24 protein-coding genes and 2 pseudogenes are annotated in these 26,842 nt (G+C 65.3%); 11 read left to right on the forward strand and 15 right to left on the reverse strand.

Going from position 1 to position 26,842, the window contains the following annotated elements:
- Positions 1–30: 30 nt before the first annotated feature.
- The 4 genes and pseudogenes from HND92_RS13280 to HND92_RS13295 form a co-directional block, all read left to right on the forward strand.
- Positions 31–597: pseudogene (locus HND92_RS13280) on the forward strand (aldehyde dehydrogenase family protein); the annotation flags it as partial.
- Positions 598–742: 145 nt separating this feature from the next.
- A complete protein-coding gene (locus HND92_RS13285) occupies positions 743–3,658 on the forward strand; it encodes a Tn3-like element IS1071 family transposase (protein WP_003049965.1) in 2,916 nt (971 codons plus the stop codon).
- A 156-nt stretch (positions 3,659–3,814) separates the two neighbouring features.
- The gene (locus tag HND92_RS13290) at positions 3,815–4,114 is read left to right on the forward strand and encodes a hypothetical protein (protein ID WP_172207619.1); all 300 of its coding nucleotides are present in this window, start codon (positions 3,815–3,817) and stop codon (positions 4,112–4,114) included.
- A complete protein-coding gene (locus HND92_RS13295) occupies positions 4,111–4,797 on the forward strand; it encodes a choice-of-anchor K domain-containing protein (RefSeq protein WP_172207623.1) in 687 nt (228 codons plus the stop codon). The genes HND92_RS13290 and HND92_RS13295 overlap by 4 nt, the downstream gene beginning before the upstream one ends.
- A 226-nt stretch (positions 4,798–5,023) precedes the next feature.
- On the opposite strand, the gene HND92_RS13300 is transcribed toward HND92_RS13295, so the two are convergent.
- From HND92_RS13300 to HND92_RS13310, 3 genes are all read right to left on the reverse strand, one after another.
- On the reverse strand, positions 5,024–6,160 hold the full coding sequence (locus HND92_RS13300) for a helix-turn-helix transcriptional regulator (RefSeq protein ID WP_011806183.1): 1,137 nt from the start codon (positions 6,158–6,160) through the stop codon (positions 5,024–5,026).
- Between the two features lie 728 nt (positions 6,161–6,888).
- Entirely contained in the window at positions 6,889–8,067 is a 1,179-nt protein-coding gene (locus HND92_RS13305; RefSeq protein WP_011806184.1) for a GIY-YIG nuclease family protein, read from the reverse strand.
- Positions 8,060–8,572, reverse strand: coding sequence for a hypothetical protein (locus HND92_RS13310; RefSeq protein WP_041836066.1), 513 nt, complete (start codon positions 8,570–8,572; stop codon positions 8,060–8,062). Before HND92_RS13310 ends, HND92_RS13305 begins: the two co-directional genes overlap by 8 nt.
- A 99-nt stretch (positions 8,573–8,671) precedes the next feature.
- Here HND92_RS13310 and HND92_RS13315 point away from each other — a divergent pair, with 99 nt between their 5' ends.
- Positions 8,672–10,210, forward strand: a complete 1,539-nt coding sequence (locus HND92_RS13315; protein WP_011806185.1) for an IS3 family transposase — start codon at positions 8,672–8,674, stop codon at positions 10,208–10,210.
- A 190-nt stretch (positions 10,211–10,400) separates the two neighbouring features.
- Here the strand turns inward: HND92_RS13315 and istB are convergent, their stop codons facing one another.
- The 12 genes and pseudogenes from istB to HND92_RS13375 form a co-directional block, all read right to left on the reverse strand.
- Complete coding sequence (gene istB / locus HND92_RS13320) at positions 10,401–11,201, reverse strand: IS21-like element helper ATPase IstB (protein ID WP_011806186.1); 801 nt, start codon at positions 11,199–11,201, stop codon at positions 10,401–10,403.
- Positions 11,194–12,708 carry an IS21 family transposase gene (gene istA, locus HND92_RS13325; protein WP_087748140.1) on the reverse strand — a complete coding sequence of 505 codons (1,515 nt, stop codon included), beginning with the start codon at positions 12,706–12,708 and terminating at the stop codon, positions 11,194–11,196. The genes istB and istA overlap by 8 nt, the downstream gene beginning before the upstream one ends.
- 114 nt (positions 12,709–12,822) lie before the next feature.
- Positions 12,823–12,978, reverse strand: a pseudogene (locus HND92_RS13330) (ArsB/NhaD family transporter); the annotation flags it as partial.
- A 58-nt stretch (positions 12,979–13,036) separates the two neighbouring features.
- Positions 13,037–13,537, reverse strand: a complete 501-nt coding sequence (locus HND92_RS13335) for an arsenate reductase ArsC (RefSeq protein WP_041836362.1) — start codon at positions 13,535–13,537, stop codon at positions 13,037–13,039.
- 20 nt (positions 13,538–13,557) lie between these two features.
- Complete coding sequence (locus tag HND92_RS13340) at positions 13,558–13,878, reverse strand: helix-turn-helix transcriptional regulator (RefSeq protein ID WP_011806189.1); 321 nt, start codon at positions 13,876–13,878, stop codon at positions 13,558–13,560.
- Between the two features lie 94 nt (positions 13,879–13,972).
- Entirely contained in the window at positions 13,973–14,920 is a 948-nt protein-coding gene (locus tag HND92_RS13345; RefSeq protein WP_011806190.1) for a lysophospholipid acyltransferase family protein, read from the reverse strand.
- 61 nt (positions 14,921–14,981) lie between these two features.
- Positions 14,982–16,754, reverse strand: coding sequence for an ABC transporter ATP-binding protein (locus tag HND92_RS13350; protein WP_083766767.1), 1,773 nt, complete (start codon positions 16,752–16,754; stop codon positions 14,982–14,984).
- A complete protein-coding gene (locus HND92_RS13355) occupies positions 16,751–17,797 on the reverse strand; it encodes a diacylglycerol kinase family protein (protein ID WP_172207626.1) in 1,047 nt (348 codons plus the stop codon). The genes HND92_RS13350 and HND92_RS13355 overlap by 4 nt, the downstream gene beginning before the upstream one ends.
- A complete protein-coding gene (locus HND92_RS13360) occupies positions 17,770–18,885 on the reverse strand; it encodes a fatty acid desaturase (RefSeq protein WP_011806193.1) in 1,116 nt (371 codons plus the stop codon). The genes HND92_RS13355 and HND92_RS13360 overlap by 28 nt, the downstream gene beginning before the upstream one ends.
- Positions 18,886–18,982: 97 nt before the next feature.
- Positions 18,983–19,756, reverse strand: a complete 774-nt coding sequence (locus HND92_RS13365; RefSeq protein WP_172207630.1) for a DUF3108 domain-containing protein — start codon at positions 19,754–19,756, stop codon at positions 18,983–18,985.
- A 39-nt stretch (positions 19,757–19,795) separates the two neighbouring features.
- Entirely contained in the window at positions 19,796–20,728 is a 933-nt protein-coding gene (locus HND92_RS13370) for a hypothetical protein (protein WP_011806195.1), read from the reverse strand.
- Positions 20,725–21,876, reverse strand: a complete 1,152-nt coding sequence (locus tag HND92_RS13375; RefSeq protein ID WP_172207633.1) for a CDP-alcohol phosphatidyltransferase family protein — start codon at positions 21,874–21,876, stop codon at positions 20,725–20,727. Before HND92_RS13375 ends, HND92_RS13370 begins: the two co-directional genes overlap by 4 nt.
- Before the next feature lie 82 nt (positions 21,877–21,958).
- Here HND92_RS13375 and HND92_RS13380 point away from each other — a divergent pair, with 82 nt between their 5' ends.
- From HND92_RS13380 to HND92_RS13405, 6 genes are all read left to right on the forward strand, one after another.
- Positions 21,959–22,468: a metallophosphoesterase gene (locus tag HND92_RS13380; protein ID WP_172207636.1), complete on the forward strand. Its 510-nt coding sequence runs from the start codon at positions 21,959–21,961 to the stop codon at positions 22,466–22,468.
- Between the two features lie 27 nt (positions 22,469–22,495).
- The gene (locus HND92_RS13385; protein WP_172207639.1) at positions 22,496–22,882 is read left to right on the forward strand and encodes a metallophosphoesterase; all 387 of its coding nucleotides are present in this window, start codon (positions 22,496–22,498) and stop codon (positions 22,880–22,882) included.
- Between the two features lie 34 nt (positions 22,883–22,916).
- Entirely contained in the window at positions 22,917–23,360 is a 444-nt protein-coding gene (locus tag HND92_RS13390) for an HIT family protein (protein WP_172207642.1), read from the forward strand.
- A 167-nt stretch (positions 23,361–23,527) separates the two neighbouring features.
- Complete coding sequence (locus HND92_RS13395) at positions 23,528–24,568, forward strand: LptF/LptG family permease (RefSeq protein WP_256376610.1); 1,041 nt, start codon at positions 23,528–23,530, stop codon at positions 24,566–24,568.
- Positions 24,565–25,632, forward strand: coding sequence for an LptF/LptG family permease (locus HND92_RS13400; protein WP_011806200.1), 1,068 nt, complete (start codon positions 24,565–24,567; stop codon positions 25,630–25,632). The genes HND92_RS13395 and HND92_RS13400 overlap by 4 nt, the downstream gene beginning before the upstream one ends.
- Positions 25,629–26,837, forward strand: coding sequence for a CDP-alcohol phosphatidyltransferase family protein (locus HND92_RS13405; RefSeq protein WP_011806201.1), 1,209 nt, complete (start codon positions 25,629–25,631; stop codon positions 26,835–26,837). The genes HND92_RS13400 and HND92_RS13405 overlap by 4 nt, the downstream gene beginning before the upstream one ends.
- Positions 26,838–26,842 lie beyond the last annotated feature (5 nt).

Raw genomic sequence — 26,842 nt, forward strand, 5'->3', positions numbered from 1 at the left:
TTTATCAACCCCGTTCTCAGGAGACACCCCATGAAGACGAAATTGTTTATCAACGACGCCTGGATCGATTCAGGTGACAAAAAATACTTTGATCGCAAGCACCCTGTCAGTGGCGAGGTCGTGACCCAATGCGCGAACGCCACGGTGGACGATGCGGTCAATGCGGCTCGAGCCGCTCAAGAGGCGTTCAAGTCCTGGAAGGCCGTCGGACCCTCGGAGCGGCGGCGCCTTCTTTTGAAGGTGGCAGACGTCATGGAGAGCAAAACGCCCGAGTTCATCGAAGTGATGGCCAAGGAAGTGGGAGCCTCCGCGCTGTGGGCGGGGTTCAACGTGCACCTGTCGGCCAATGTATTCCGGGAAGCCGCCTCACTAGCCACCCAAATTCAAGGCGAAACCATTCCGACGGACAAGCCTGACACCCTGTCGATGACGCTGCGTCAGCCGGTCGGCCCCATCTTGAGTATCGCGCCATGGAACGGCACCGCAGTGCTCGCGGCGCGGGCCATCGCGTATCCGTTGGTCTGCGGCAATACCGTGGTGTTCAAAGGCTCCGAGTTCAGCCCCGGCACGCACGCGTTGATCGCGAAGTGCGTACAGGGGGTCTCCTCGTTTTCAGTGCAATAAGTGACGGTACGCAAAGCTAGCACTGGCGCGGGGGCGGTCTGGGTAGACCGTTGATTTCATTGACTTTCCTGTTCGCTTTGTAAACGGGTATGGTGGCCTCCCACTTTTGAGGTTCACGATGCAGGGTTGGCACACAACGTTTTTGGGGATGCGTGGGCTCCCCCGCGATATCAGCGACTTCGAGATGAAGGCATTTTTCACCTTCGATGGTGCCGAGCGCGACGCAATCAATGCACGCCGAGGTGATTCCCACAAGCTTGGTCTGGCGCTCCATATTGGTTTCCTGCGCATGAGTGGGCGTTTGCTCGGTGCCTTTCGGGTAATTCCAGTAGCCTTGTGGCGCCACCTTGGCAACGAGCTTGGCATTGCAGCACCAGAAGTCGCCTCGCTGAGAGCCATGTATGAACGCGGGCGCACGCTATTCGATCACCAACAAGTAGCCTGCACGGTCCTTGGATTCCAGTGGATGAGCGAGCACCAGCGCCGCTCACTGGTACGTGAACTGCGCGACGAAGTGGCGCGCTGCGCCGACCGCGATCAGCTACTCGTGCGGGCGCGTCAATGGCTGTACAAGAACAAGCTGGTGATCGTGCACGAGCGGGCAATTCGGACACTGATTGCGGCGGCACTTGCCCAGCTTGAAGTTGAAACAGGCACCGCCATCGCCGCCAGCGTTGATCCAGCAACACTTGATCGCTGGCGAGCCTCAGTTTCAGAGCTGCGCCCAGATGGACAAACCCAGCAGAGTTGGCTATGGGCTGCACCGGCGAAACACTCAACCCGCCAAATCAGCGAGGTACTGGAGCGCATCGACCTGCTTTACACGCTGGACGTTCATAAGCACCTGGCAGACATCCCCGATCTCATCTTGCGCCGCTACGCGCGCCGACTTGTCTCCAGGCCGCCCTCAGCCGGAGCCAAGATCAAAGAGCCAGCGCGCACCGTGGAGGTCGCATGCTTTCTTCGGTATTGCCTGTTCACCACCACAGACCAGTTGATCCTTATGGTGCAGCGCCGGATCGCCGATCTGTGGCGTCAGGCTGCCGCCGATGTCCCCGCTACCGTCAATTGGGCCGCAATGTACAAAACGCTGCTCGGCGAACTTGTTGCCTTGAGCGCGCAAGGTGCGGTGCCAGATGCTGAGTTGCGTGCCCGTCTTGAAGCCTTGATCACCGAAACCCAGAAACGCAAACCACCGAGCAGGGCCTCCCTGGTCCGCGAGGGATTGATTGATGGAATTCGCCCCGTGCGGTCGTTGCTCGTCGCCATTGCAAAGCTGCCCTGGCAGGCCACCGGCGAGCATCCTGCCATCGAGTACCTTGCCAAGCTGCAAGCTTTATATCTCAAAGGATCCAGAAAGCTGCCAGTTGAAGTGGTGGCACCAAGTCTGGGAATGATCTGGCAGGTTTCGATCTCCAGCCCAGACCGGGAACGGGCGTTTCAGGCGTTGGAGGTGGCCACCCTGTTTGCCCTGCGCCGCGCGGTGCGCAATGGCTCGGTCTGGATTGAGCACAGCCTGAGCTTTCGGGGTCGTGCGCGCTTGTTCTTCACGGACGAGCGTTGGCAGGCAGAGTCCAAGAAACACTATGCCCGTCTATCGTTACCCAGCAAGGCTGCCACTTTCTTGAAGCCTTTGCTGGCCAGAGTAACTGCCGGTGTCGATGCGGTGGCCGCTGCAGCCCGCAGTGGCGTACTGCGCGTGGATGATGAACTCCATTTGTCGCCATTGCCCGCAGAGGACGAAGACCCAGAAGTGACCAAGCTGCGCGCGGCTTTGGATCACCGCATCGGTGAGGTTCAATTGCCGGAAGTGATTCTGGCCGTTGACGCCCAGGTGCGCTTTAGCTGGATCATGCTCGGACGTGAGCCGCGCTCTACCGACGAGCTGCTGATGGTCTATGCCGGCATCATGGCCCACGGCACCAGTCTGACTGCGGTCGAATGCGCGCGCATGATTCCGCAATTGTCTGCCACCAGCATTCGCCAGGCCATGCGCTGGGCGCGGGACGAACGGCGTCTGAGCCAGGCCTGCCAGGCTGTGCTGGAATTCATGCAGCGACACCCGATTGCCGCCACCTGGGGGCGGTCCGATTTGGCATCTTCTGACATGATGAGCATGGAGACCACCAAACGGGTGTGGCAAGCCCGGCTTGATCCTCGGCGCAACACACCTTCCATTGGAATCTACTCCCATGTAAAAGACCGGTGGGGCATCTTCCATGCGCAGCCCTTTGTGCTCAATGAGCGCCAGGCGGGCGTGGCCATTGAAGGTGTCATCCGCCAAGAAAAGCTGGAGACCAGCCAGCTTGCTGTGGATACCCATGGCTACACCGACTTTGCCATGTCACATGCCCGTTTGCTTGGTTTTGATCTTTGCCCGCGGTTGAAGGAACTCAAACAGCGCCACCTCTTTGTGCCACGCGGCACCAAAGTGCCCGCAGAAATCGCTGCGGTGTGCGAAGCCAATGTCGACGTCGCTTTGATCGAAAAGCATTGGGATAGTCTGGTGCACCTGGCAGCCTCGGTCATGAGCGGACATGCCAGTGCGGTGGCAGCTCTTGCGCGGTTCGGTTCTGCCGCCCAGGGCGATCCAATCTATGAGGCTGGCGTGCAATTGGGGCGGTTGCTGCGTACGGCGTTTTTGGCTGACTACTTTGTCAAGGACGCTTTCAGGAACGAGTTGCGCCGGGTGCTCAATCGGGGCGAGGCTGTTAACGCCCTCAAGCGCGCCATTTATACCGGCCGGATCAGCCCGGCGCAGGCCAAACGTGTCGATGAAATGCAGGCTGTGGCCGATGCGTTGAGCCTGATGGCCAACATCGTGATGGCGTGGAATACCTCACAGATGCAGGCGGTCCTGGATCGCTGGTCGAACCGCCGCCAGGTCATTCCACCGGAACTGATCGGGAAGATTGCGCCCACCAGGCTGGAGAGCATCAACTTGCGGGGTGTGTTTCGCTTCCCGGTTGACCGCTATGCTGACCAAATCCTGCCTTCGCGGCCAAATGCATCGATAACTGGCACCAATGGATGAAACCGACCACGGTTTGACGCCACGAATCGCAGATTTGAAAGTGAACAGGAAAGTCAATGAAATCAACGATCTACCAACACCACCTCCGCGCCAGTGCTAGCTTTTCGTACCGTCACTTATTGCACTGAAAACGAGGAGACCCCCGTTTCGACGTTCTTGCCGTTGGCGCCCGAGGGCGTGCCCGCCGAGGTGAAGGCCAGGATCAATGCCGACGTGGTCAAGGTGATCGCCGCCCCGGAGATCCGCGCCTGCTTCGATACCTTCGGGCTGCGGGCATGGTCGCCGCAGGAGATCGCGCCAAGCGGAGATCAAGCGCAACGTGTAAGCGAGCTGGTGAAGCGGGGCAACATCAGCTTAGAGCGCGAGGCCTACTCCGAACAGATGATGCGACTTATGGACTTCCGCGTTATCGTGCAGACAACCATCCTACGCCTTCACTACAAACTCGCACTATGAAAAAACTAGCCCTTTCCTTTTTCTTTTCTGTTGCTTGCGGGTCTTCCCTCGCTGCGCCGAATATCGGAGACTGGAGCTATTTTATTTCGGGCCAGTTTGTGAGTCCAGTTGGTGGCAGCGTTCTGGCTGGTGTTGGTACAGACAATTTCACTTGGGGCCAGACCGTTTCTGGCCCATCTAACAGGTTGACTTTTCAGAGCGGCTCTTTTGACACTCCACAACAGGGATTCGACGAGCTTGCTGTGGGAAAAATTTCCTTTACAAACGGAAATGCTTTTTTAGTCACACTTATTTCGGCAATCACGTTGCGTCTCAACGTGAGCGAATGCCAATACGTGACATTGACCACCTGCAATGCTAGTGATGCGATTGATCCGGTGGATTATTCGATTTCATTAATAAATACGCCGGGAAACATTGACCCTTATTTGCAACGCGATGGAATTTATTTCCCGTCGTTCAATAAATCCGCTTGGGTGTTTGAGGGTGACACCGCTGTCTTCAGTCTGATTGGTTCGAAACACTCTCCGCTGCAACTAACCGGAATAGTTCCAGAACCAAATCAATTGGGCGCGCAGGTGTTTGACGGTCCATCGATGTTGGTTCCCGAACCAGGTTCAGCAGTTCTAATGGGACTCGCGCTGGCTGGCTTAGTGGGATTGCGTCGCCGCAAGCGGATATGATACGATTTCTCAATCGCGTCGCCACTGAAACGCCATAGCTTTATGCATCGATTAGCCACACGGACGTTGGCTTGGTAGTGGGTTTAGCGGCCAATTGCACTATTCGGCACCAGTGGCAGTGCGCTGCGAACCGCCCGACTAATCGCGGCTGCGGTGGGTGGGTAAAGCTCTAAGAGGCGCACCGCCGGGGCCGACAAGCCAGGCCCCCGCATGCCCGATCAGGCGGCTAACGACGGATTGGCAACGCCATCAAAACGCGCACCAGATCGGTCTGGCGCTCGACCTCGGTCTTGGCCATTACGCACTGAAGCTGCGTCCTGACTGTGGCGACTGCCGCGCCGCTGCGCAGTGCGATCTGCTTGGGGTTTGCGCCGGCGGCCACCTGCATCGCCACGCGTGCCTCGGCCGGTGTCAGACCGAAACACTCTCCGAGGATCAGTGGATCGAACTGGGTGCGGGTTGAGTAATGCCTCGTGTCGTGCAGAATCACGAGAGCGCGTGGCGCGCGACCGAAAGCGCCCATAGCCGTGTCCGGCCTCACCGCGCTCACGAAAGCCAGAAAGCGACGACCGTCGGTCGTTGGCAATGCGATGGCCTTGCGGCGTGGGGCGGCGGCGGCCGAGGCCGTAGCAGCGTCAAGCTGCAGGCTGTGCAGAGCGTCGGCCAGCGCCTTTTGTCCTATTGCACTGCCGCAGGTCAGGTAGCCCTGTCGCTCTCCGACCGGGTCGCCGAGCAACAGCAATTGCCGCGCCATCGCATTGCGGTGCCAGATGGCGCCCATCTCGTCCACGAGCAGCATCGGAAAGGCGAACTGGCCCAGTAGTTCGCGCGCCATTCCGAGTTCCGCATACGTTTCACGCAGGTGCACCAAGTTGCGGAACGCCTCGGTGAAGTGGTGCTTCAACTGGTGCATCAAACCGAACTCGGTCTGCCCAAGCGGCTCGCTGCCAAATCCGCGTGAGAAAGCGACATAAAACTGCACCGAGTTCTCGTCCAGCAGCCGCGTGCTAGCGACATAACGGCCGCCGAGTGGAATCAAAAAATCCTGGTAGAACTCACTCTGCGCCACGTAGACATCGTCCAGATGGTGGTGGCAGTGCATCCACTCGTCCGTAGGCGTGGACATCGCCAGAGCCACCCGAGGGTCGATGCTGTTGTAGTGCCGAAAGTAGTCGAGCGCAGCTTGCGCGGAAACGTGGCCGCCATGGCTGCTGAAGACCAATTGGCCGTTGTGCTTGTCGATGCCAAGCACCTGCACGAAGAGCAGGCCGAGCAACTCGGCCACGTTTTTCAATGCAACCTGCCAATCGAGCCGGCCGCTGGCTGCGGCATAGATTCCGGAATACACGGCGTCGTGGTGCATGAGGGGTGTGAATGGGCCAGGTGGGCAACCACGCCAGCTTAAAGCAAACGGATCGAGCCATCGTTTAGCCGTTAAACGGAAGGGGGATGCCCTGGAGGAAGATGAGCGCTCACAACGTCGTTGGAACACCTTGGAGCTAAACCAGTTGCAATCTCGATGGCCCCAGGCGAACCCCTTGCTCGACCTCCACCGGTCGAACGCCTAATATCCCAAACGATCCTGCGCTCGCCATTGCGGCAGGATCAGGTTTGTGCGAACAAGTGTTGGAGCCTCTTCAACTGCAGCTTGGGCGTCTATACATACGTTCCGCTTATCGGTCAGACGAAATCAATGCAATCGAGGCAGAAAACAAGAATCAGTATGATTATGCGAGCAACGAAGCCAATTGATGCCGCCATATCTGGGAAAAGACGCAGATGGGAGATAATTGACGAAATGGCTTGTGTAGTTCTGACGACCTATTTGCCTTACTACCAAGCAACAAAGGATTGACGTGCTTTAGCTGGTGGATCCATGACAACATTCCGGGATACTCGGAAGTTGAGTTTTTCACCAAAAACGAAGTGCTCGCATTTAAAATTGGATGGCGAGCGTAATCCACAAAAAACGATTCATGCGTGGGCACCGCGGCGGTTTTGCTTAACCAAACCCGGTATGAAAAATCATTCAGGATCGCACGCCACCGATTATTCGGTTTGGCAAAATAGTGCCAACCTTTAGTTCGATCTTCAAAACGTTAGTCGAGCAGTTCCTAAATCATAATGCACTTTTGAAATTGACCCGTCCCGGATTCGCTGCACAGCTTCATCGATCACGTTGAGCGGCACCAAGAACCACTCCCGGGGTTTGACCGGATTTCCAAATCGGTCTTCGATCGTCAGGTCCAATTGAGCAGCACCGAACAAGCGGTGAAATATGTTCTCCAGCCGGGTTCGGTTCAGGTTATGCAACTTGTACGTCGCGACGACCTCTACGTCAGCCAACAAATAGGTGGCGTCTTTGCTTGCTGACGCGATGCGCGTTTCTACCTTGCTTCCGGTCACGCCAATTTTGTGGAGCACCTGGCGATTTTTGGCCACATAGGGGTTGTCGGAAAGGCTGCGCAATACATAGATGGTGCCGGACTCGATGTCGTCCGGCTCGGCCTCGCTACCGAACAGCGGCCCCATGTCCGTGTCTGAAAGCCGGCGCCCTGTCTCGTCCTTGTAAAGGGCGCGTTGCAGCGAGCGGCGAAGCAGGTTGCTTTCGGTGCCGTTGAAATAGATGACGCGCAACCGCGCGTCGCTCTCACCATTCGGGGCCTTGATGGTGTCGCCGACATCGGCCACATAGGCGAGCTGGCCACCGACGATGAAATAGTTGCCGTTGAACACGCTGGCATCACGCCCAAAGGGCAAGGCCTTGCGCACACCCGATGCCAGTTCACGTTCAACCTGTTCGAACAACGGCTGGAAGCGTTCGAAGTCTTTGCATGGCGTGCGGTCTGCCACCTCTTCAGCCGCGCGTATCTCTGCGCTGGACCGTACGTGCCGCAGCACGGTGATGTCGTCGGCCTCTGGCTCAGTAGTCACGCCCAGCTCTGCTAGCAGCGCGTCCTCGCCCAAGGCATCGATGTCTAGGTTCGACGGCTTTGCGGTCCCCAGCAGCCCGGGGGCGTCCAAATCCGCAAGCAGTAGCCGCGCTTCCGGCAGCTTGCGCAACTGGTCGAGCCTCACGGCGTAGAGCCGTTCGAAGATGTCGCCCGCTTCGCCGTGCTTTGGCGCTCTCCCGTGCGCCTGGTGGAAGCGCAAGATGTCTTCAAAGCCCGCGATGATGCGTTCTTCGCGCGGCGTGCGGCTGGAGGCCTTGAGAGGGGTTGCATCGACGCCCAACGCGTCCAGCAGTTCATCGTCGTCCAAGTCAGCCATGGCTCGAATCTACCTGCGCCTGCGCCGCCTTGGTCTGCGCGCGGTAGCGCGCGAAGGCGGCAACGCCCTCAGCCATACGCTTTTCCCAGGCGTCGGCCGAGTTGATGTCCGGAAGGCGGCCACGCTCGTTCTTGAATTGCAGGGCGCGTTTCGACAGATCACGGGCCTCATCCTCGGGAATGTTGACCTTCTTTGCTGCGATGGCGGCCTGCACCTGGCGCAAAGATTTCTCGTCCATCGCCTTGGCCAGAACTGAATAGGCAGCTTCGAAGGGGTTGATGCTGTCGATCAGATCGATGTTCAAGTCGCGCACATTGACGAACTTACGGACACCAACCAGCAAGGCCATGCTGCCCTGCGCTGGCCCGCTGCCACCGGCGTCAGCTTGGGCCAGGGCCAGCTTTGCCTGCTGGGTGATATTCATCGCCGCAATGGCATGCTGTCGGATGGCCTCTTGGTCGGCGTCGCTCAGCTCTGGATAGCGTTCGCGCACGATCTTGCCCATACGGAGCTGCGTCAGCTCTTCGGGCAGGGTTGTCGGCGCCGGTTGAACTTTGACCCACCGGGGGTGCGGCGGAAAACTTGGACTACCTGAAAGTAGTTCATGTATTCATATGAAGACCGCATCCGAGCGGTCACGCTCTACATCAAGCTGGGCAAGCGCACCGGGGCGACTATCCGCCAGTTGGGCTACCCGACGAAGAACTCTTTGAAGAGCTGGCATGAGGAGTACGAGCGGCGCCTGGACCTGTCGTCCGGCTACGTGCGCTCAAAGCCGAAGTATTCTCAAATTCAGAAGGAGCAGGCTGTCAAACACTACGCCGAGCACGGGCGCTGCATCGCCTCCACGGTCAAGGCGTTGGGCTATCCGTGCCGCGATTTGCTGCGTGCCTGGATTGATGAACTGGACCCCAACTCCCGGCAGCGCGTTGTCGGCAGGGCCGTCAGTGCACCTCGGCCGCCGCAACTGAAGAAGCTGGCGGTCCTCGAACTGTGCACTCGTGAGGGAAGTGCGCAGGTGGTTGCTCAGAAGCTTGGTGTGAGCAGGCCGACGTTGTACAACTGGAAGAACCAGCTTCTGGGACGTGAGGCACCCGCATCCATGAAACACACCAATCAGTCCCCACGGGCTCAAGAGCGCGACGAGCTCGAGCGCGAGGTTGATGCGTTGCGCCGCGAAGTCAGGCAACTGCGCCTTGAGCAGGACCTCTTGAACAAGGCCAATGAACTGTTAAAAAAAGGCCTGGGCGTCGATCTGCAGCTCCTGTCCAACCGGGAGAAGACACTGCTGATTGACGCCCTCAAGGAGCACTATGACTTGCCAGAGCTCCTTGGACAGTTGGGTCTTGCACGTAGCTCGTACTTCTACCATCGGGCCCGCGCAGCGGTGGGTGACAAGTACCTCCAAGTGCGTCAGTCCATCACCGAGATCTTCGAGTCGAACCACCGTTGCTACGGCTACCGCAGGCTACAGGCCTCGCTGACCAGGCAGCAGGTCAACATCTCGGAGAAGGTGGTGCAGCGGCTGATGAAGCAGGAGCGCCTGGTTGTTCCAATGCACAAGAAGCGCAGATACGCCTCGTACCTGGGGGAGATCAGTCCAGCACCAGAGAACATCATCAACCGCGACTTCCAGGCTGCGGCACCCAATGAGAAGTGGCTCACGGACATCACAGAGTTCCAGATCCCCGCCGGCAAGGTTTACCTGTCGCCGATCATCGATTGCTTCGACGGCATGGTGGTGAGCTGGACCATTGGCACGAGCCCCGACGCTGAGCTGGTCAATACCATGCTGGATGCAGCCATCGAGACGGTGACGGACACCGCTGACCGGCCTGTGGTCCACTCCGACCGCGGCGGCCACTATCGCTGGCCAGGCTGGCTATCGAGAATGAGCGATGCCAACCTCATCCGCTCGATGTCCCGCAAGGCCTGTTCTCCGGACAATGCGGCTTGCGAAGGCTTCTTCGGTCGCCTCAAGAACGAACTGTTCTATCCTCGGGACTGGAAGGGCACGACCATCGAGCAGTTCATTGAAGTGGTCGACTCGTACATCCGCTGGTACAACGAGAAGCGGATCAAGATCTCCCTTGGCTCTCTCAGCCCCATCGAATACCGGGTGAGCCTTGGACTTGCGGCATAAAACCAGTCCAAGTTTTTATCCGCACCCCCACCCTGCCGGTTGAACTTTGACCCGGGGACGGAGGCCGGCATCGTTGATGCTGGCTGTGGACAACTGTAGCGCTTTCCTCCTTTTCACTTGCTTGTTGATGTTCGGTCCCATAGGGCGCGAAGGGCGAAGCCCGCAGCGCCTTGTCCCTGCGTGCGGTTGATCAGGTGAGGTCGTTGGGTGGCGCCTTGGCCTCCTTGAGCTCCTGCTCGCGAGCCCTGATGCGTTTCTTCGAGTTGGCCGTGGCGTGCGTGATGCGGTAGCTGTCGTTGCCCGTCTCCACGATGTGGCAGTGATGCGTGAGCCGGTCCAACAGCGCGGTGGTCATCTTCGGATCTACGAACACGCTGGACCACTCGGCGAAGTCCAGGTTGGTCGTCACCACCACGCTGGTGTGCTCGTAGAGCTTCGACAGCAGATGGAACAGCAGCGCCCCTCCGGCCTGGCTGAAGGGCAGGTACCCCATCTCGTCCAGGACGACCGCATCCAGGCGCAGCATGCTCGCCGCAATGCGACCCGCCTTGCCTTGGGCCTTCTCCTGCTCCAGCGCGTTGACCAGGTCCACCGTCGAGTAGAAGCGCACGCGCTTGCCATGCTGCACGATGCCTGCCACGCCGATGGCCGTCGCAAGATGGCTTTTTCCGGTGCCGGGTCCGCCCACCAACACGACGTTGTGCGCCTCGTCAGTGAAGGCCATCTCGGCCAATTGCGCCACCAGCTTGCGGTCCACCGGGGAGACCTCGAAGTCGAACCCCGCAAGATCCCGATGCACCGGGAACTTGGCCGCGTTCAACTGGTGGCTCACCGATCGCGTGGCGCGCTCTGTCGTCTCGGCGCGCAGCATCTGCTCGACCAGCCAGCGCGATCGCTCCAGCTCGGCATTGTTCTGCTCGATCAGATCGGCCCAGGTCCCGGCCATCCCGTGCAGGCGAAGCGCCTTGAGTTCGGCAATGACGTCACGCATGGCCGGTCTCCTGGATGTCGCGCAGCCGGTCGTAGCGAGCCGTATCGGCGATCGGCGGCGTCAGCACCTGCAGCGAAGTTTGCACGTTGGCCGGCCTCGGCGCAGCGTTCAGACGCGCCAGCACGTTGATGACGTGCTCGACGCTCACGCGCCCCGACGGCGGCGCGCCGTCCAACGCCAACTCCACGGCCACCAGCACCGCCTCCAGTCCCGCCGTCGGCACCAGGGCTAGAACCCGCGCCATCAGGCGGTCGCCGCCGCTCTCGCGCAACAGCCCCCGGCGCAGCCGCTGCAATGATTCCGGCAGATCCGTGAACGGCGCTCCATTGCGCAACGCCCCCGGCTTCCTCTGCACCAACGGAATGTAGTGCTGCCAGTCGTAGAGCGTCTTGCCCTTGTCCGTGAGCCGCTCGTGCTCGGCCACGACCACGTCGCCGGCCACCACCGTTACGCGCGTCGGATACAGGTGCGAACTGACCATCTGCCCGGCCAGCTCGCATGGCACCGAGTAGCGATTGCGCGCCACCGACACCAGGCAGGTGCTGCTCACCCGTGCCACCTCCTCGACGTAGCCGTCGAAGGCGGCGGGCATCGGCATCAACTGCACCCGTTCGTGCTCGAGCACCTCAGCCACGCTGAACTGCTTGTGTTCGGGATGCCTGATCTCCTCCCACAGCGCCCGGCAGCGCTCGCCCAGCCAGGCGTTGAGCTCGTCGAAGCTGGCGAAGCGCCGCTCACGCGCGTCGATCCAGATGCGCCGGCGGCTGTCCTGCACGTTCTTCTCCACCACCCCCTTCTCCCAGCCCGAGGCGACGTTGCAGAAGTCGGGGTCGTACAGATAGTGCGCGCACATCACCGAGAAGCGGGCGTTGACGGTGCGGCCCTTGCCCTTGTGGACCTTGTCCACGGCCGTGCGCATGTTGTCGTAGATCCCGCGACGCGCCACCCCGCCCAGCGCCGCGAAGGACCGGGTGTGGGCATCGAACAGCATCTCGTGCCCCTGGCCCGGATACGCCACAAGGAAGAACGCGCGGCTCGCGCACAGTTTCATGTGCGCAACCTGCAGCTTGCGGTAGATCCCGCCGATCACCAGCGCCTCATCGCTCCAATCGAACTGGAACGCCTCGCCCAGCTCGAAGGCGAGCGGCACGAATGCCTTGCCGACTGCGACACCTCCTTGCTGCGCTCTCCAAGCGCGGATGAAGTCGGTCAGCTGGGTGTAGCCGCCTTCATAGCCGGCCGCCGCAATCTGCTGCAGCAGCGCTCGCGCGGTTCGCCGCTCCTTCCTCGGGCGACGCGCGTCGGCCAACAACGCCATCTTCACCATCTCGACGAACGGCGTCAGCTTCGTCGAGGCCGCTCGGCGCACGTACTTCGGTGGCTGCGCCACCGGCACGCGCAGGTACTTCCTCACCGTGTTGCGCGACAGGCTCGTCGCCCTCGCGATCTCTCGCACCGATTTGTTCTCGCGGTGGTGCATCCGCAGGACCTTGCCAATCATGGCCATGGTGATCAATCCTCATTCCCCCACCGCTTAAAAAAGCAGCAGGGTAGGCTGAACACCCGGGTCAAATTTGAACCGGCACAACCCTCACAAGTGGGTCAAATTTCGGCCGGCGCCAACACCCCAGACCACCGGGATGTCGCCCAGCTGCACGACGCCGAAGATCAGCGCGATCACGGCGCCCAGCGACGCGCTCCAGCCGATGCCCAGGCCTCTGGGCTGCCAGATGACCAGGACGAGCGTGAAGATGAAAATGAGGATGGCCGTCAGCATGGGGGCTGCTCGCACACGGCGCGTTTCTTGTGGGTGCGGAGGATCAGGACGATCATCTTCACCGGCGGGTCCCGATCTCGCGCACTTCATGCTGGATGGCCATGCGCTCCAGCTTGTCCATCGGCAGCGACAGCATGAACTCGATGCGGCGCTTGAGCGTCACCGCCGTGTCCATGAAGGCCCGCCTTTTCTCTTCCTCGGTGCCTTCCACTGCGGCGGGGTCTGGCAGGCCCCAGTGCGCGGTGATCGGCTGGCCGGGCCACACCGGGCACATCTCGCCCGCGGCCTGGTCGCAGACGGTGATCACGAAGTCCATCGGCGCAACGCCCTCCTTGGCGAACTCGTCCCAGCTCTTGCTGCTGTAGCCGCGGTCTTCGATGTGGAGCGTGCGCAGCGTTTCGAGTGCCAGCGGGTTCACGGCGCCCTTGGGATGGCTACCGGCGGAAAAGGCCTTGAACCGGCGGCCGCCCAACTGGTTGAGCAGGCCTTCGGCCAGGATGGAACGCGCGGAGTTGCCGGTGCAGATGAACAGCACGTTGTGGAGGGTGTCGGTCATGATGGTCGGTGGGTTGGTGGAGATCAACAACGAAGGGAGCCGTCCGAGGCCATGCAAGCCTCGCCCTGGCAGCAGTTGTCCGTGAGGTAGCCGAGCAGCGCCTTCATCTGGTCGAAGGCAGCGCGGTAGATGAGATTGCGGCTCTGGCGCTCCTGCGTGACGAGGCCGGCATGCGTCAGCTCCTTGAGGTGGAACGAGAGGCTGGTGTTGGGGACACCGAGGGCTTCGACCAGCGCCCCGGGCGTCATGCCGTCGGTGCCGGCGATCACCAGACTCCGGAAGACCTGCAGCCGCAGGGGTTGGGCAAGCGCGGCCAGCGCACGGACAGCCTCATTTGTTTCCATTATTCAATCATAGTCGAATGATTGAATTTTAGATGACAGCAGCAAGTCGAACTCACCGAAAGCAAGTCCGATGGGGCTTCGTCAGAAGGCCGCGTCAGGAAGACGCGACGGGCGGCGGCGTGGTGGCCAGCGGCAGCTTGCGCCAGCGGCGGTGATGCCAGCTCCACAGCTGCGGATGCTGGCGCACCTGCTGTTCGGTGAGCTGAACCAGGCGCTCGACATCCGACGCCAGTGACCCCTGACCCAACAGCACCGGCGGCTGGATCTCGAAGCGCCAGACCGGCTCGGCCGCCGTCGTGGTCACCGGCAGCAGCGGCGCACGCGCCGCGCGGGCGAGTTGCGCGGGGCCGGCCGGCATGGCGGCGTCCTTGCCCAGGAAGCGCTGCATCAGCCCGGTCTCGGCCTGCTGCACGCCCTGGTCCATCATGACGAAGACGATGCGGCCCTGCTTCAACGCCGAGACCATCTGGGCGTAGGCGCGCAGACCGGTGTTCGCGAGGATGCCTTCGATGCCGTACTGCTCGAGCCCGTTCTGCAGCAGGCCCGCCGACATCATCCGCGCCTCGCGGTAGACCACGCTCACGCCCCAGCCGGCGCGGGCCAGCTTGATGGTAAGCAGCGCCGCATTGCCCATGTGCGTGGCCAGCAGGATCGCGCCGCGCCCGCCGGCCATGGCGGTGCGCAGGTGCGCGAGGCCGTCGACCTCGCAGCGCGCGATGAGCATGTCCTCGTCCTGGCGCTGGTCGAACATCGCCAGGATCTCGAGCACGGCAGTGTTGTTCACGCGGTAGGCCTCGCGCAGCAGCGGCGCGATCGACGGGTCGCCGGGCGGGCGGCCGAGCGCCACGGCCATGTCGTGCGCGATGCGCCGGCGCTGGCGCCAGGCCAGCCGGTACTGCAGCGCGCCCGTCAGTTGGCCGAGCAGGCGCACGCGCTGGAAGCCAGCCACGCGCAGCACCGTGCGCAGGCCGAGGAAGAGCGCGCGACGGCGGGCGCGCCGCAGGCGGCGGCCGAGGTCGACCGGGCGTTCCGCGTCGCTCACAGGAGTACCTTCGTGCTGCGCACTGCGGTGCGAGCTTTCTTGGGGCGGCCCGGCGCGTCGCTCATGCGTCCCCCTCTGGCTCCTGCGGACCGCGCACCAGACTCACCTCTGCATCGGCCAGCCGGTAGATCCGGTCGGCCGCGTCGATCAGCAGGCCCTGATGCGCCACGGCCAGGATGGTCAGGTAGCCCTTGAGGCGCCGCACGGTGTCGATCACCACGGCCTGGGCCTCGGCGTCGAGGCTGCTGGTGGCTTCGTCGAGCACCAGCAGGCTGGGCTTGTGCACCAACGCCCGCGCGATGGCCAGGCGTTGGCGCTGGCCGCCGGACAGGCGCGATCCGCCCTCGCCCACCCGCGTCTGCAGGCCCTCGGGCATGGCGTCGACGAAGTCGAGCGCATCGGCGGCACGCAGGGCATCGCGCAGGTCGGCCTCACTCAGGTCCTGCTCGCCCAGCGCGAGGTTGTAGGCGATGGATTCGTTGACCAGCACCGAGTCCTGCGGCACGTAGCCGATCTGCCGGCGCCAGGGGCGCAGGGCCAGCTCGGGCATCGGCACGCCATCGACGCGCACGCTGCCGGCCTCCGGCTGCAGCAGGCCGACCACCAGGTCGAGCATCGTGGTCTTGCCGGCGCCCGAGGGGCCGACGACAACGGTCAGCTCGCGCGCGTGGATGGTGAAGGACGCGTCCTCGAGCACCAGGCGGCCGTCGCCGTGGCGGAAGCGCACGCCGTCGAACGCGATGCCGTCGGACAGCGTCGCCGTGCGGTCGCCGCCCTTCGGCTCGGCCTGCGCATGCGCGGCGTCGATGCCGTCGATGAGGGCCCAATAGGCGCTCTCGCGCACGACGATCTGCTGGTACGCGCGCTGCGTCTTCGAGAGATAGCTCACCACCCGCGCCAGCAGGAAGAGCATGACCAGCACCGACGCCAGCGGCATCTTCAGCACCACCAGGCTCAGGAAGAAGCCGGTGCCGACCATGATGGCGAGCAGCGGGTCCTGCAGCGCGCTGAGCGCTTCGCGGCTGACCACCTGGCGGCGCAGCGCGCGGCGCAACTGCTTCATCTGGTCCGACAGCAGCGCATCGACGTGGTCTTCGCGCGCCATCGCCTTGAGCGGCTTGGCCGCGGCCAGCTGCGCGCCGATGGCCGACAGCAGCGAGGTCAAGAGCTGCGTCTGGTGCTGACCCGCGCGGCGCGAGCTGCGGATGAGCGTGTGCAGCAGCGTCAGCAGCAGGCCGCCGGCAATCGCCGTGGCCACGCCCGCCTGCCACGAGATCGCCAGCGCGATGCCCATGTAGATCAGCGAATTGAGCAGCATCGCCGCCATCTCGGCGCTGTACTGGAAGGCTTCGGAGGCACGCTGCGCCTCGGTGGCGACCGCGTTCGACAGCCGGCCGACCGACTGCTGCAGGTAATGGCTCCAGCGCGCGCCCATCACCGCGCGGATCAGCGCCAGGCGCAGGTCGGTGGCGATGTGCGCCACCGTGTAGCCGACCTGCTTGTTGGCCACCAGCGTGAGTCCGGCACGCAGCGCGATCAGCGCGATCGCCAGCGTGAGCATGACCGGCGCGGTCGGCTGCAGGCCGAGGACATCGGCGATGCGCGTGGCGACCTGCTCGGGCATGGAGGGCTTGCGGCCCGGATCGTCGGCGGTCGTGAGCGTGAGCATCGACAGCAGCATCGACATGCCGAGGCCGTCGAGCAGCCCCGCGACGAAGACCGCGGCGAGCGCGGCCAGGCTGCGACCGGGATAGGCGCGCACGAAGGCGGCGATCATGGGCACCGCGCCGCGGGCGCGGGCGGCGGTCACGGCGTCGATGGGCTCACCGCTCATGCGGCAAAGAACCGAAGAGAGGGGCCGCGACGGATCACGACCGGGCGCGCCGGGTCGGTGTCGTAGGCCTCGCCGTCGAGCGAATAGCCGCCGAGGCCCGTGATCTCGACCTGCGCACAGCCGCCGCTGAGGAAGCCGTGGGCGGTGTCCATCGCGCGCGAGAAACGCCCCGTGAGCAGGCGCGGCAGCGAGCGGTAGAAGCGGCTGGCATGGCGCGACACGGCCGTCAGGCGCATGCCGCCATCGGCGCGCGTGGCGTAGGGGTCGAACAAACCCTGGCGGTGCTGCAGCGTCGTCGCCAGCAGCAGGTTCACCTTGCCCTCGAAGCGGCCCAGCGGACCGGCATCGATGCGCAATGTCGGACACGACAGCCCCGACCGACCGCGCAACGCGAGAACCACCAGGCGCAGCAGCGACGACAGCGTGCTCAGGTGGCCGGTGCGCAGCGCGCCGTCACCACCGATGCGGTGGGCGTGCGTGCGGCGGATCACGCCGTCGATCAGCGCCGCGCCCACCCACAGGCCGCGGCGTGCCGGTGCCGGCCCCTGCTCGATGCACAGCGTGGCGCGCTCGACGACGGCAGCATCCCAGCGCTTGTCCGCGACGGCCGCCAGGCCGCGCTCGAGCAGGCGCATCGCGTCGATACCCGGTGTCAGGTCGGCGGCCGTCAGGTTGGTGCGGCCGCCGGGCAGCACGAGCAGGTCCGGCATCCAGGCCCCCGTGGGCAGGCTGGCCAGCTGGTCGATGACCGCGCGCACGGTCCCGTCGCCGGCCAGCACCATCACGTGGCGCTGGCGACGGGCCAGGATGGCCTCGACCGCGGCGGTGAGCGATGCGGGCCCGTCGACCACGACCACCTCCGCGCCCTGCGCCTTCGCCACGGCCTGCGCCTGCTCGGCCAGGCCGCGCGAGGCGCGAAAGCTCAGCGGGTTGACGATGAGGCACGGCGGCAGCGCGGCGTTCGCCAGCGACTCGATCACTTCGGAGAGAGGCGTCCCTCCGGGTACGCTGGCGATCAAGATCGGCCGGACCGCGGCAGCCACGCACGCATCGCCGACTGCTCGTGCGGCGTCTGCCGGGCCGATTGCCACAGTTCACGCACGGCAGCGAAGAAGCTGTCGCGATTGGTGGTGCGGTAGGACGCATCCGCCGGCAGGTTCTGCATCAGGCGGCGATGCGCTTCGTCCATGTTGTGGTACGGCAGCGCCGGGAAGAGATGGTGCAGCGCGTGGTAGCGCAGGCCCACCGGGAAGAAGGCGATGGTCAGCCAGGTCTGGCCGGTGATGTTGATGGATTCCTCCACCTGCCCGGCGAGATCCATCGGCGTGCCGTCGTTGACGTAGCGGTGCGCGGCCAGGTTGCGCACCCAGTTCAGCCCGAGCGTGAAGGCCAGCAGCAGGTAACCCATGGCCACGTGCTTGAAGCTGATTACGTCGCGCCAGACCAGCACGGCGAGCGCCACGATGTACGCGAAGCACAGCACCTCGACGATCTTCAGGTGCTTCTCGAAGCGCTTGGGGAAGCGCTCGCTGTAGTACGGGTTGGACACCGCCGCCGACGCGCGCGTCAGCACCCAGTGGCGCAGCCCGCCGTGCAGCCACGACAGCGGCCCCAGCACGCCGAAGCGCACCGCCATGAACAGCGGCAGCAGCGGCGCCTGCGCCAGGTACTTGAGGGTCTCCTTCACCGGCGACGAACCGAGCGGCAGGTATTCGCCGTCCGACGGGGTGCCGAAGCGGCGATGGTTGTGGTGCTCGATGTGGTTGCTGTACATGATCCACGGCATCAGTAACGGGATGCCCAGCAGCAGGTTCCACGTGCGCTTGAACCACACCATCTGCTGGCTCGGCATATGGATGATCTCGTGGATGAAGGTGCCGGAGCGGAAGAACAGCAGGCTGGCGACGAGGAATGCCGCGATCTGCACGGCGCTCCAGGGCGTCGCCAGGAAATAGACGGCCGTCAACGCCCAGCCGATGCCCGTGCTGAGCAGGAAGTCGGTCCAGTAGATGGCGGGCGAGCGCTCGAACAGGTCGTCGATCAGCGCGCGCGCCTGCCCCCGCCATGCGAAATTTCGTGCAGCCGCTGAGGCGGCGGGTGCCCGTTCAAGGGGGGTGGAAATGGCAGTCACGGCTCTGCGGAAGGGATCGGGAGGGGGCTAAAGCATAGCGGGTACGGGATGTCCCCGACAGGGGCTCCAGTACCGCGGTCGCCCTGCAGCAGACGGTTTACCCGCTGACGTCGGCCAGCGTCATGTCGAGCGGCGCGTCGAAGGGCGGCAGCGTGAGGCGGATGCGCACCGGCAGGAACTGCCGCGCCGGCTCGACCCAGACCTCGGCCCGCGTGTCGTCGGGCTGGCGCAGCACGCGTGTCAGCTTCTGGGTCCGCAGGTCGCCCGCGGGGGTCTTGATCGTCTCGGCACCCGCCGCTTCGAAGATCCATGTTTCGGCTCGGCCGCGCACGCCCACCACCGGCATAACGACCCGCTCGCCAGCCTTCGCATTGGCCGGGTCCGCCGTCAGGATGGCCTGCAGTTGCACCAGCCAGCTCACGCGGTCCTGTGCGCCAGGCACCAGCGGGATGTCGGGGGCCGAGCCCGAGAAATCGATCCTCGATTCGCTGCGCACGAAGGTGGCCTCCCGCACGGACTTGCCCAAACGCTTCTCCACATAGCTGCCGGGGGCCACGCCCGCGGCGTCGAAGCCGCCCTGGCTGGCCCAGTTGATGAGCGCCAGGCCGGCGACCGTGCCCTTGAGGTGCGCCTCGTAGGCATCGCCCGTGCGCTTCCAGACGAACTCGCCGCTGCCCCGGATGCCGCCGCGCTGCATCTGGTAGAGCACGGTGAAGGAGCGCGCGATGCGGGTCGGGTAGACCTTGGCCTCGGCGTCGCGTGCCGGCGGCGCTGTGCCCGGTGGTTCCGCGGCGGACGCGACCGAGGCCAGCAGGACCGCCGTGCATAGCCAGAGGCGATGCCGGGAAAAAGTCAGGGGAAAGAAGGGCATGGGCGAGAAGGCGGGAAAGATCCCCCCATTCTCGGCGCATCAGCGCAGCACGCCGAGCCGGCGCAACCGCCAGTAGATACCCGGCGCCGCCAGCAGTGGATGCCGCCGCTGAAAGGGGGTGGGTTCGATCCTGTAGCCGCTGTGGCGCTCGACCTTCCACGCGACATAGTCGGTGGCGTTGTCGAAGGTCAGCGCCGCCTTCAGCAGCCGCAGCAGGTTCAGCACCGGCCCCAGCCGGCGACGCCTGCGCCAGCGGTGCTCGGCGGTGGTGCGCTCGTCCGGCGCGAGCACGGGTGCCACTTCGCCCGGCGCCGTGGTGAAGGCCAGCCCGCCCTCTTCCCAGGCCAGCGGCAGCAGGCGCGCATAGCGCGGCCCGTCGTGCGCGAGCAGGTCTGCGCCGCGCGTGCTGCGCTCGACCCGCAACTCCGCCGCGTAGGTGCGCGCATAGAGGGCGCGCCAGAAGGCGACCGGCTCGGCGCGCAGCGGCCCGAGCATCGCCGCCCAATGCGCGGCGGCCACCACCGCGTCGCACACCGCATCGCGCATCGTGAGCCGGTCGGCCTCGCTGCGCGCATGAATGCAGGCGCAGGGCTGCGAGAAGCGGGCCCACAGGGTGGTGTCGATGCGCTGCACCGACATCGCCCGCCGGAACTGCGCGACCGTCATCACCGCGTACTTGGCGCGCAGGCTGCGGCCATCGACCGACTCCTCCAGGTAGCCGACGTTCGGCGGCAGCACGCGGTTGGCACAGGCCGCGAGCCACGAGCCCGGCCAGTCGCCGACGCGGTCGACCAGCACGTAGAAGTCGAGCACGCCGTCGAGCGCGCTATCGCGCAGGGCCGAGCCGTAGAACAGCACGGCCGCCGCCCCGCCCTGCGCGCGCGCGGCCAGCCGCTCGGCCAGCGTGACGACGGCGGGCGACACGGCGCGCCGCAGCTCGTCGTCGATCAGCGCGCGCAGGTCCTCGCTCACGTCGAGGCCGAAAGCCAGGAGCGCAGCGGGCCGCGGCGGCGCGCCACGGCGGCCTGCAGCAGCCGCACGGCATGCACGGCCAGGCAGGCGACGGTCCAGATCGCCACGGCGAGGATGCCGAGGTCGGGACGGCCGAAGGGAAGGGACGCGGTCAGCAGCAGCAGGTTCGGGTTGCGGCGCGCGGTGATGAGCCGGAAGCGGCTGTCGAAGCGCTCCCACACGTGCATCTCGATGCCGAAGCACGCGATGAACAGGCCTTCTTCCAGCCGCTGCAGCACGTAGCCCGCGACGATGGCCGTGAGCGCCAGCGCCGCATGCGTCAGGGGCAGGCCGACGGCCGTCAGCCCGACGATCCAGGCCCACCACCAGAACGGCGGATGGACCAGGTCGATGGAATGGTCGAAGAAGTCGCCGAAGCGCGACGAGTTCAGCGTGACGCGCGCCAGCTTGCCGTCCACCGTGTCGAGGAAGGTCATGCCCCAGGCGGCCGCGAGTCCCCAGCCGTAGTGCCCGGTCCAGAACAGCCACATCGCGGCCAGCACCAGCACCAGGCTGAGCGAGGTCACCTGGTTCGGCGTGATGCCGGCTTCGGCGCACAGCCGCGTGACATAACGCGCCGGCCGCGGCCAGGCGTAGAGCGTGACCAGGTCGGTCACACCCTTGTAGGCGCCGCGGAAGGTGCGCCATTCGATGGCGTCCATGCTCTCCGCAGTCAGCGGCAGCAGGTAGGGCGGTTCGCGCTTGCGCAGCTTGTCGTTGTAGCCGTCGGCGATCTGCGCTGGCGACACGGTGCGTGCACCGGCCAGCGCTTGCCGCTCGGCCAGCCGCCGGGCGGCTTCGGCGGCCTGCGCGGCCGCGACGGACAGCGCGACCACCTCGCCATCGCCATCGCCATCGCCATCGCCATCGCCAGCACGCAGGGCGACGTCGTCCGTCGCACCGGCAAGGCCGCGCACCAGCGCCTCGTCGAACACCCAGTCGGCGCGCAGCAGCACGACGCGGTCGGCATCGGCCGGTGTCGCAGCCACACCGGCGCGCGCGAACTGGCGCTGCAACCGCGCCTCCGAGGTAAGGCCCCAGACACGCAAGGGCGATTGGCCGACGACGATCCCCGCAACGCGCTGGGTGGGCGCCGTATTGGCGCTCATGAAGACAGCCCGGCGCGCGGGGAATGAAGTTTTGGCATGATCGAAGCGAAGTGTCTAGAAAAGAAGCAGCGGGCGATTATCGATGAGCGGATTGACCTTGGCCCACGTGTCGGACCTGCACCTCCCCTTCGAGCCGGTGCTCTCGCCGCGGCAGCGCCTGTCGAAGCGCCAGCTCAGCGCCTGGTCCTGGCAGCGGCGGCGCGCGCTGCACCGCACCGACATCCTCGACGCGCTCGCGCAGGACCTGCGCGCCCATGCGGTCGATCACATCCTGGTCACCGGCGACATCACCAACTTCTCGCTGCCCGGCGAGTTCGAGCAGGCGGCGCGCTGGCTCACGGCGCTCGCGCCGCCGGAGCGCATCAGCATCGTGCCGGGCAACCACGATGCGCTGGTGCCCGTGCCGCATGCGCAGGGCCTCGGGCTCTGGCAGGGCTGGACCCGCGCCGAAGACGGCTGGCCCTTCGTGCATCACCGCGACGGCGTGGCGCTGATCGGGCTGAACTCGGCGCTGCCGACCGCGCCGCTGCTGGCCCGCGGCCGGCTCGGCGACGCGCAACTCGCACGCCTCGAACAGCTGCTGGATCGCTGAAGGCCGGCGGGACGAACCCGCATCGTCATGCTGCATCACCCGCCGGCCGCAGGCGCCATTGGCTGGCGCAAGGCGTTGGCCGACGCGCCGGCACTGCGCGCCGTGCTGCGGCGTGCCGGCGCCGAGCTGGTGCTGCATGGCCATGCCCGCGACGCCCGCATGGACGTGGTGGCCGGGCCGTCGCTGCCCATCCCGTGCCTCTGCGTGCCCTCGTCGTCGGCCGTGCCGAACCCGAAGGACCAGGGCGCGCTCTGGCATCGGCTGCGGCTGATGGACGGCGCCGGTGGCCCACGGGCCATGGTCGAGGTGCGCCGCTGGTCGACCGAGGCCGAGGCCTTCGTCCCGGACGGCGCCTATGCGCTGAGCCTGCCGCGCGTCCGCTCCCGCGACTCAGGCGAGAATGTCGGACGCTGAGAGCTCAAGCGATACACGACCCTGGACGACTGCGATGACCAATGCCACTGAAACGAAATTCGGCGATCCTGCCACACGCCTCGCGCAGACGGACTGCTGGACGCTGCTGCTGCGCCCCAAGCAGCCCACGCTGGGTGCCCTGGTGCTGGTGTGCCGCGAACCCGTCCAGGCCTTCGCCGACGTGAGCGCGAAGGCCTTCGCGGAAATGCAGGGCATGGTGCAGCGCACCGAGGCCGCGCTGCGCGACGTGGTGGGCTACGAACGCATCAACTATTTGATGCTGATGATGGTCGACCCCGACGTGCACTTCCACGTGATCCCTCGCTACGACGGCGCGCGCACCTTCGAAGGCGTGGCCTTTCCCGACGCCGGCTGGCCCGGCCCGCCGGCGCTGGACGCGGCCGTCGCGCTCGACGCCGCGATGACCGCCCAACTGAGCGTCGCCCTGCGCGAGGCCCTGCAGCGCACCGCTCCCTGAGAGACTGAGGCATCGTCCCTTGCGCTTTCTCTCGTTCGATCGGCTCGACCGCTACGCGGTGCGCCTGTTCGCCGTGCCGCTCTTCACGGCGCTGGCCACCATGCTGCTGGCGACCATGCTCCAGCGCCTGCTGCGTTGTTCGACATCGCGGCGTCCACGGTGCATCGATCGCCAGCGTGCTGTTGCTTGCGGCCGACCTGGTGCCGCACTACCTGGGCCTCGCGCTGCCGGTGGCGTTCACGGCCGCGATCTTCATGGCCGCGGCGCGCATGGGCGACGACAGCGAGCTCGATGCGATGCTCGCCACCGGCCGCTCTATCGCACGCATCGCGGCGCCCTACTTCATCCTCGCGCTCTTCGTGTGCGTGTTCAACCTCTACCTGTTCGGCCGGTTGCAGCCGCTGGCGCGCTACGACTACCACGTGAAGATGGACGCGGTGCTGCAGACCAACTGGGACGCGAAAATCGAAGAGAACCGCTTCATCGACATCGCCCACGGCTTCAGCTTCAGCGCCGACCGGGTGGAAGACGGTGGCCGCCGCTTCATCGGCGTGTTCATGGAACGGCGCCAGAACGGCATCGAGGAAATCACGACCGCCGTGCGCGGCCAGCTCGAAAGCAACCCCGACACACGCAAGATGCGCCTCAAGCTGGAAGACGGCCTGCGCGTTCGCCAGACGCCCGACGGCGCGATCGCCACCACCCGCTTCGTCGACGGCTACGTGGAAGATTTTTCGAAGACGCGTGCGCCCTACCGCGATCGCGGCGAGACGGCCACCGAACGCACGCTGCCCGAACTCTGGCTGGCCATGTGCAAGACCTGCGACCCCGACTCGGCCGCCGAATTCCACAGCCGGCTGGCACGTGCGCTGCTGCCCCTGCTGCTGCCGCTGCTGGCGCTGCCGCTGGGCATGGCGTCCAAGCGCGGTCGCCGCACGCCGGGCGTGGTCTTCGCGTCGCTGGCCTTGCTGCTGCTCAACCACACGCTCCAGTTCGGCAAGAGCCTGGCCGAGAGCGGCCGCCTGCCCGCTGCATTGGCGGTGTGGACGCCCTTCCTGCTCTTCGCGCTGCTGAGCCTGTGGATCTTCCGCGGCAGCCTCGCCTGGCCCGGCGACAGCCCGGTGTCGCGCACCGTCGGCGTGCTGGAGCGCCTGATCGAACGCCTCAAGCCGCGGCGCCTGAGCAACGTGGCGAAGGCCGCGCCATGAACCGCGCGATGGCTTCGTACCTGCGGCGCCGCGTCGGCACGCAGATCCTCGTGCTGCTGCTGGTCATCACCGCGCTGATGCAGGTGCTCGAGCTACTCGACGTGACCACCGACGTGCTCAAGCGCGACCAGGGCTTCATCGGCATCGTCTACTACGGCCTGCTGCGCCTGCCGGCCGAGCTGGTGATGGCCTTGCCGCCCGCGGTGCTGCTCGGCACATTGATGGCGCTGGCCAACATGGCGCGCAACCTCGAGATCGCCACCATGCGCACGGCGGGCCTGAGCATGATGCGGCTGCTCGGCTACCTGCTGCCGCTGGCGGCGGTGCTGGCCGTCGCCCAGTTCGTGCTGTCCGACCATGTCCTGCCGCCGGCCGAGAACGGCCTGAAGGAATGGTGGAGCGCGAGCGCGCCGGCCGACGACACGCCGACCAAGCGCTGGGCGCACACCTCCGGCGGCACCGTGTCCATGGAAAGCACCAGCCCCGATGGCCGGCGGCTGATCGACGTCCGGCTGTATGTCCGCGACGACCGCGGCCTGATCCAGAGCCGACTCACCGCCACCGAGGCGCAATGGGACGGCCAGGTCTGGCGGTTCAAGGGCGTCAACGAATTCGTCTATGGGGACCGGCGCGTCGAACGCATCCAGGTGGCCGAGCGCGCCTGGGACACCAACCTGCGGCCCGAGGACGTGCTGCGGCTCGACGTCGCGCGGCCGAACCTCTCGACCGCCATGCTGGCCGAGGTGATCGCCGGCACGCGCACCGGGACCCAGCCCCACCGTTACTACCAGAGCGTGCTGTACCGTTCGTACGCCGCGCCGCTGGCGATCTTCGTCATGCTGCTGCTGGCGCTGCCGACGGCGGTGTCGCTGCCGCGCGGAACGGGCGGTGGGTCGAGAATGGCGATGGCGCTGATCCTGGGCCTGGGCTTTCTTCTCTGCGACGGGATCGTCGCAGCCCTGGGGCTCGCCGCCCGCTGGCCCCCCCTGGTCATCGCGCTCGCCGCGCCGGCGCTGTTCGCCGCGATCGGCCTCCTGCAACTGAGAGCCTCCGAGCGTCTATGAATCTTTGGATCGACACCACCGGCGCCACCCGCGCCGAACCCCTCTACGGCATCCCGCCGGTCGAGCGCCTGCGGCGCAGCGTGAAGCACCTCGATGCCGGGGTGCAGGTCGTCCTGTCCGGCGTCGACGCCGGGCGCACCGCCTGGCCCGCTGCACGACCCGAGGTCGACACCGCAGCGCTGGGCGCGCGCCTGCGCCAGGCGCTGGCCGGCGGCGCGCTGGTGGCGATCGACGGCGGCAATGCGGTCGACCCGCGGCTGATCGACGTGCTGCTGCGCGGCACGTCCCCGTGCGTCGCCACCCGCGGCGAGGGCGCCGAACGCGCCGTCGTGCTGCGCCTCGAGCCCGCGCTGATCGACGCCATCCCGGCCGACGCACAGACGCTGCGCGAGGTGGCCGACGCCCTGCTGGCCGCAGGCCGTATCGCGCCGTACGACGAGCAGGACTTCCCCGCCTACGTCAACAAGCTGCGGCGCTCTCTGCCCTACTGGATCTACGCGGTGAACGACAAGGCCACGCGCCGCCGGCTCGAGCGCCAGATGTTCTGGGACAACTACAAGGGCTCGACCGACCTGCTCACGCGCTGGGTCTACCCGCCGCTGGTGTGGCCGCTGGTGCGCCTGTGCACCCGTTGGGGCATCCACCCCAACACGGTGACGGTGCTGTCGATCATCCTGACGGTCGTGGCCGTGCCGCTGTTCGCGCGGGGCGACTTCCTGCTGGGCTTCCTGTGCGCCTACGGCATGAGCGTGCTCGACAGCGTCGACGGCAAGATCGCGCGCGTGACGCTCACCGACTCGGCCATCGGCAACGTGCTCGACCATGGCCTGGACATCGTGCACCCGCCCTTCTGGTACTTCGCCTGGGCCTGGGGCCTGGGCGGGCGGTCGATGGACGATCCGCTCTACGCATCGGCCGTCTGGCTGATCGTCTTCTACCTGGGCGACCGCATCGTGCTCGGCGTCGCCAAGGCGCGCCTGGGCTTCGCGCTGCACGCGGCGACCCGGCTGGACGGCCGGGTGCGCAGCTTCATCGCCCGCCGCAACATCACCATGACGATCATGGCGCTCGCGCTGCTGATCGGCGCCGGCCCGGCCGGCTTGTACCTCGTCACCGCCTGGCAAGGGCTGACGTTCGCCTGGCACGGCGTTCGCACGCTCTGGCTCGGCTTCCTCGCACGCAACAAGGCCCGCCCGGCTGTCTGAAGTCT

The sequence above is a fragment of the Diaphorobacter sp. JS3050 genome, assembly GCF_013154915.1.
GTDB classification, from domain to species: Bacteria; Pseudomonadota; Gammaproteobacteria; order Burkholderiales; family Burkholderiaceae_C; genus Diaphorobacter; species Diaphorobacter nitroreducens.